This is a genomic window from Oleiphilus sp. HI0061 (assembly GCF_001635675.1).
This window is the reverse complement of record NZ_LWFE01001190.1, coordinates 1-5,599: the sequence shown is the minus strand read 5'-3', so window position 1 is coordinate 5,599 and position 5,599 is coordinate 1. Positions and strand designations below refer to the sequence as shown.

The 5,599-nt window shown below is 43.4% G+C and carries 6 protein-coding genes; 1 reads left to right on the top strand and 5 read right to left on the bottom strand.

The window, feature by feature from the left end:
* From A3735_RS18355 to A3735_RS18335, 5 genes are all read right to left on the bottom strand, one after another.
* A partial coding sequence (locus A3735_RS18355; RefSeq protein ID WP_197485932.1) for a biopolymer transporter ExbD occupies positions 1–166 on the bottom strand: 166 nt, incomplete at its 3' end.
* On the bottom strand, positions 163–726 hold the full coding sequence (locus tag A3735_RS18350) for a MotA/TolQ/ExbB proton channel family protein (protein ID WP_068514152.1): 564 nt from the start codon (positions 724–726) through the stop codon (positions 163–165). The genes A3735_RS18355 and A3735_RS18350, both read right to left, overlap by 4 nt.
* A gap of 1 nt (position 727) precedes the next feature.
* A complete protein-coding gene (locus tag A3735_RS18345) occupies positions 728–1,207 on the bottom strand; it encodes a MotA/TolQ/ExbB proton channel family protein (protein WP_255374942.1) in 480 nt (159 codons plus the stop codon).
* 33 nt (positions 1,208–1,240) lie between these two features.
* Entirely contained in the window at positions 1,241–2,194 is a 954-nt protein-coding gene (locus A3735_RS18340) for a hypothetical protein (protein ID WP_068514846.1), read from the bottom strand.
* Between the two features lie 4 nt (positions 2,195–2,198).
* Positions 2,199–2,948: a DUF3450 domain-containing protein gene (locus A3735_RS18335; RefSeq protein WP_197473025.1), complete on the bottom strand. Its 750-nt coding sequence runs from the start codon at positions 2,946–2,948 to the stop codon at positions 2,199–2,201.
* A gap of 366 nt (positions 2,949–3,314) precedes the next feature.
* Between A3735_RS18335 and A3735_RS18330 the strand changes: the two genes are divergently transcribed.
* Entirely contained in the window at positions 3,315–5,204 is a 1,890-nt protein-coding gene (locus A3735_RS18330) for a SurA N-terminal domain-containing protein (protein ID WP_068514852.1), read from the top strand.
* Positions 5,205–5,599: the final 395 nt, after the last annotated feature.

The following is a 5,599-nucleotide window of genomic DNA, read 5'->3' as shown; positions in this document are numbered from 1 at the left end:
TGGATGTCTGGGCTTGAGGGCGGTTAATGTTAGCGCCCGCTTCGCGAATGAAACTGGTGGTAACAATAAAGAAAATTAGCAGAATGAATACGACATCCAACATTGGTGTCATATTGATTTCTACGTCTTCTTCTTCATTGTTGAAAAAAGGAAAGCGCGTTCTCATGCCTTGACGCCCCCTTCTTCTAATAGGGGGAATTGATGCTTGAGTATACCTTGTGCGCGCAAACTTAAGCGGCGCAGAATGTATTGCATAATAAGCCCTATAATCGATATCAGCATGCCTGCCATGGTAGGCAGGGTTGCCTGAAATATTCCCGAGGCCATCAAACGAGGGTTTCCAGTTCCGCTTAACGATATTTGATCAAAAACAAGTACCATTCCACTTACCGTGCCCATTAGCCCGATTAACGGACAAGCAATAATCGCTGCTCTCAAGAGCCAAAAAGAGTGGCGTGTCATTGCTCTTGCCTCAGAAAGCAGCGCTTCCTGAACTCTTTGCTTGTCCCAGGAATTTAGTCCTGACTTTGCCAAGCTAGCACTTTCGCTCCAGTACTTCTCCAACATTGAAATTGTATTTTTAAAGCTGAGACTTAGGAATAGTAAGCGTTCAAAAAAAAGTATAAAGATTAATACACTCAGAGCCAGTATGGCCGCGACAGGTAAACCACCGAGCTTGATTAATTGATCAATGCTTGAGTAAAAGTCGAAACCAATTTGCGTCATCTTAACAGTCTGCCTTGGAAGGGCGAGTGTCTTGAGCTGCGTTAGCTTCTATTGAGCCTTGTTCACTCATATATTTTGCAATAAAGCCTAGGCTTTGCTGGCTAAGGAACATAAGAACCTTTTTCGACTTTGCTGCTAACAGATTGTGAGAGAATAGTAGTGGCACGGCTACCAGTAGTCCAAGAACTGTAGTCATTAGCGCTTGTGATATCCCGCCAGCCATTAGTTTTGGGTCTGCGTTTCCGACTAAAGTAATACTTTGAAAGGTATTGATCATGCCAACAACGGTGCCGAGTAAGCCCAGAAGAGGGGCGACTGCAGCGAGTAGTTTGATTGTCCCCAGGCCCTTATCCAGCTTAGGCATCTCGGACATAACGATCTCTTGTAGCTGAACTTCAAGCGTATCATGTTTTAGCTGAGTACTTTGCTCGTCACTTGAACTGCTTTCCTCATTTCCTTTGCATGCCTGATAGGCCTGAATTATTCGGCCAAGAGGATTGCTAGCGTCTGCAATTTACGGTGATCTCATTTGTTTTTTGATTGCTCGTTGAGAGTAGCTGATTGTTAACCATCTAAACAAGCTTAGTAAGAGCCCTAGTAAACCTAATGTGACAATGGCGTAGCCAATATATCCGCCTTGGTGGAAGCGATCTTCCAAGCTGGGAATCAGTGCCAGCTGTTCAAGTATCAAACCGTTCGAAGGGTCGATTACCGCTGTAAGGGGTGTGTTGGGACTTAGAGCCTGGTATTCGGCTTGCTCAACGACTCTTTGGTATTTTGAATTTGGTTGTATTGGAAGCGTATTTAGAGTGTTATTCGCCGGGTTGTGAACAAGAAAATTACCTTCGCTGGTCGTGGTAAACGTACCAATGCGTTGGATAACCGTCTGTTTTCGCTGGCCATCTACTGTAATTACTTCACCTTGGTAGGTGTGGCTTTGGCGGTTTTGCTGAATATCATATTGAAGTAGCTCGAAAAGGGCTCTTAAGTCATCTGAGTCGGGGAGTGCTGTTTTAGTTGCCAGCATGCGAAATGTTTCAAGCTTTGCAGGTGACTCATGACTAATAATGGAGGCCTCCATATTCGACTGACCATCTTTAACAGCTTGCTTCCACACAGAGAACAGGTCTTTTAGCGCGTGACTTCGTTCTGCTAACTGATGTTTTGCATCGTCAATGCTTTGTTCGGTTTTTCTAACAGTCTGGTTGAGGGTTTTAAGTTCCTTTCTTTTATTGGAAAGCTCCTTTTGAAGGGCCGCAAGTTTTTCTTTTTGTTGCTGCTTTTGTTGCTGAAAAGATCGTTCTCGGGCTTGGTTTGATTGAGCCTGCTGAGTTCTTTCTTGTTGTATCTTTTGGTACAGCTTATTTAATGTGTTTTGCGGATTACCGTTCGGTTCGGTGCTAGCGTTAGCCAAACAAGGAGTTGTCAGCAGGCAGAAAATAATGAATGCGCTTTGGAGGTGTTTCATAGTATTAATTTCCGTCCGCTTCAACAGTAAGTGTTAAAAGGGAAGGTGGAAGCTGCTTCTTGGCTACCTTAATACCTTGCGCAACATTTTCAAGAAGGGCGGGGCTCGCCAGAAGCCAGCTTTGCTTTTGTTGGCTCCAATAGCCAGCGCTTTGCTGATCAAGACTGAGGAAATACATTCCGATACGCCCAACCCGAAGTATCTGTGCTTCCACTTCTTTGTTATCAATTATGATCTCCTGCTGATATGACTCAATGCTGTAGCCAAACTCGTTTTCAATCTGAAAGGCTTCAAGCACTGAGTGGTAAAGGTGGCTTATCGGTATTTCCGGGTTAAATGCTTTTTCTTTGAGTGCCGCGATACGTGCCAGTCTCTTATGTTGGTGGAAAGCTAGGTCGTTATTTACTTGCGTATCAATCCAGTCAATCATTTCCAGGAGCATTGGTATCAAACTGTTCTCTGTTTGCGATACTTGCGATAGCTGGCCTTCATAGTCAATCAACGTTGTTTGTTGGCGAGAATGTATCTGTTGTTGATGTGATAAGTTTATATTTGTTTGTTCCAGGGCTCTCGATAAGCTTTGATATTCGCGAAGTAAGGCCTCAGTTGATGCGATTGTTTTGTTAATCTTTTGCTGACTTAGCTTGGCTTCTTTGATCATAGAAGATGCTTCGCTAAATGACTCGGATAACCTGGGTTCTGTTTGTGCGCTAGCTTTACCTACAATTAGTAGGACGAGGATAAAAAAAAGCACCAAGAAGAGGTGAATTGAATTTGGATAGCCTAGAGCGAACGAGTGGCTTAGTGTGTGTAGCGGTCATAAAAGAGTTCTTGAGTAGGTTTTTAAGTGAGCTATACAAGTTTAGCTTAGCGTGGAGATTTTGCGTCTGAATCTAATGCTGTGGGGCAACACGATGGATTTTTCACTAATGCAGTGAGTAAGGGGAGTCGTTTGTGATTTCATTTGTTTTAAAATCAGGATCTGTAGGGTACAATCCGGCGGCTAGAAAAATTACAAGCTTATGACGGTTTAGGACTTTGCTCTGAAAAATTAAGCCGGCGGCGGTAAGCGATTAAGAATAAACATAGTAAGAAATAACCGGGAATCAGGAATCAAGGTATGCTTCAAGACATTCGTAATAATTCACAAGGCACTGTCGCAAAGATTATTGTTGGCGTCATTGTGGTGGTTTTTGCTCTTTTTGGTGCAGAGTCTATTGTCGGAGGTTTGAGTGGTGAACCTGAAGTAGCGACGGTGAATGGTGAAGGGATTACTGAGCGTAACTTCCTAAGGGCAGTTGAAGGTAAGCGTCGCCAGATTCTTGCGCAGATGGGAGAAAGGGCAGACCCGGATCTTATCGAAGAGTCTTTGTTAAAGTCTTCAGTTTTAGAAGGCCTGATCAACGAAAAGATCTTGGTATTGGACGCAGAAGGTAAAGATTTATATATCTCAGACGAGGCTGTTGAAAACTACATTCGTAATATTGACCAATTCAAGGTCGATGGAAAGTTCAGCAATGAACGAATGCAGATGATTTTGCGTAATGCTGCGTTAACTTTGAAATCATATAAAGAGTCCTTGAAATCCCAGTTTGTTATTGACCAGGCGCGTTCAGGCTTGATCGCTTCAGCATTTGTTGTCGGTAACGAGAGAGATGAGATTGTTGCATTGGATCGTCAAACAAGAGACTTTGGTCTGGCTACAGTTTTCAAAAGTGATTATATAGAGTCAATCGCGGTAAGTGACGAAGATGTCGCGACTTATTATGAAGAGCATAAAGATGCGTATAAGAAAGCGCGTAATGTTGATGTCTCTTATTTAACGATTGATCGCGCGTCTCTTGCCGAATCAATTGAGGTGGATGAAGAGCGAATCATGGTAATGTACGAAACTGAGAAAGCAGAATTCGTAGGTGAAGAAGAACGAACGGCTGCTCATATATTGATTAAAATTGATGACGATACGACTGAAGTGCAGGCACTGGATAAAATCAAAGCAGTAGAAGCTAGGTTGTTAGCAGGTGAAGCGTTCGATTCATTGGCTAAAGAGTTGTCAGAAGATGAAGGTTCTGCGTCTGCTGGAGGTGATTTGGGTCGTTCTGGTAAAGGCGTGTATGTTGCGGATTTTGAGAACGCTTTGTTTGCGCTTGCCGCTGGAGAAGTATCCGCTCCGGTTAAGACCGAATTTGGTTATCACTTGATTAAGCTTGAGTCGATTGAAACAAATGAAATTCCGGCATTTGAAGAAATGCGTGCTGGTCTTGAAGAGCGTTATCGTAAGGAAGAAGCTGACCAGTTATATGCGGAGCTGGCCGAAAATGTTGCAGATATTACTTACTCTTCTCCTGATCTGGCAGAGGCAGCTGATGAGCTGTCTCTTGAAGTGAGGCAGTTGGCTGGGGTTTCTAGCGATACTGTGAATGAAATTTTCGCAAGCCCGAGAGTACAAAAGGTGCTGTTTTCGGATGAGCTGGTTACTGAGCAAAATAACAGTGAGTTGATTGAATTTGCGGAAGGTCGCTCTGTTGTGTTTAGAGTTGATGCTTTGCATGAGCCTAGCATTTTGCCGCTTGAATCTGTAAAAGAGCAGGTGCGTGACGAAATTAAAGTAAGTAAGTCAGCAGAGTTTGCGGCATCGGTTGGAGAGGCTTATCGTTCAAGAATCGCAGCGGGTGAGGATGCTGTTGCTGTCGCTCAAGAAATGGGCGTGAATTGGAAGCAGCATAACGGTGTTCGACGGGATGATGTGATGTTGAACCGTGAAGTTGTTACCAAGCTGTTTACCTTAGCTAAGCAAGAACAGTTTGCAGATAATATTGTTGGGTTCGAAATTATGGGTGGAGATTACGCGGTGATCGTACTTAATGAGGTTCACCAGGGTAGTGCTGAAAGTGCGACGTCCATGGAGCTGTTCTCAATATCCAATATGCTTGGCTCCAGCATCGGAGCAGTTGATTATCGGAATTACCAGGAAATGGCGGTCAGTGCCGCCGAGATAGAAAAATTCTAAATCTAAAAGAGGCGTGAAGCCTCTTTTTTTCTGTCTGGCATCGGTGAAACAATGTTGGGCGCAATTAAGGCCTTTCTAAGAGAATGAGCATTATCATTGGTGTTCCGGTTAGTCTCAGCATATTTTGAGCACTGGTTATCTTTCCCTTTCAAGTAATTAATGTATCTTTACGTAATAATTTTTTCGGCATAGAAAGCGGAAAAACTTAACGGAAACCTAAGGCAAATGGAAATATGGTTCTTGTAACAACAGCATCAATACTTCTTTTGAATCTGGTGCATCAATTTAAAGATATCGAACCTCAGCCGAATGGGATCGTGCATTATACTGTCGCCCTAAATGAGGGTGAATCGTTTGTTCGAGAAAGAGCTGTTGTCGAACCTTTATCTAGCGTT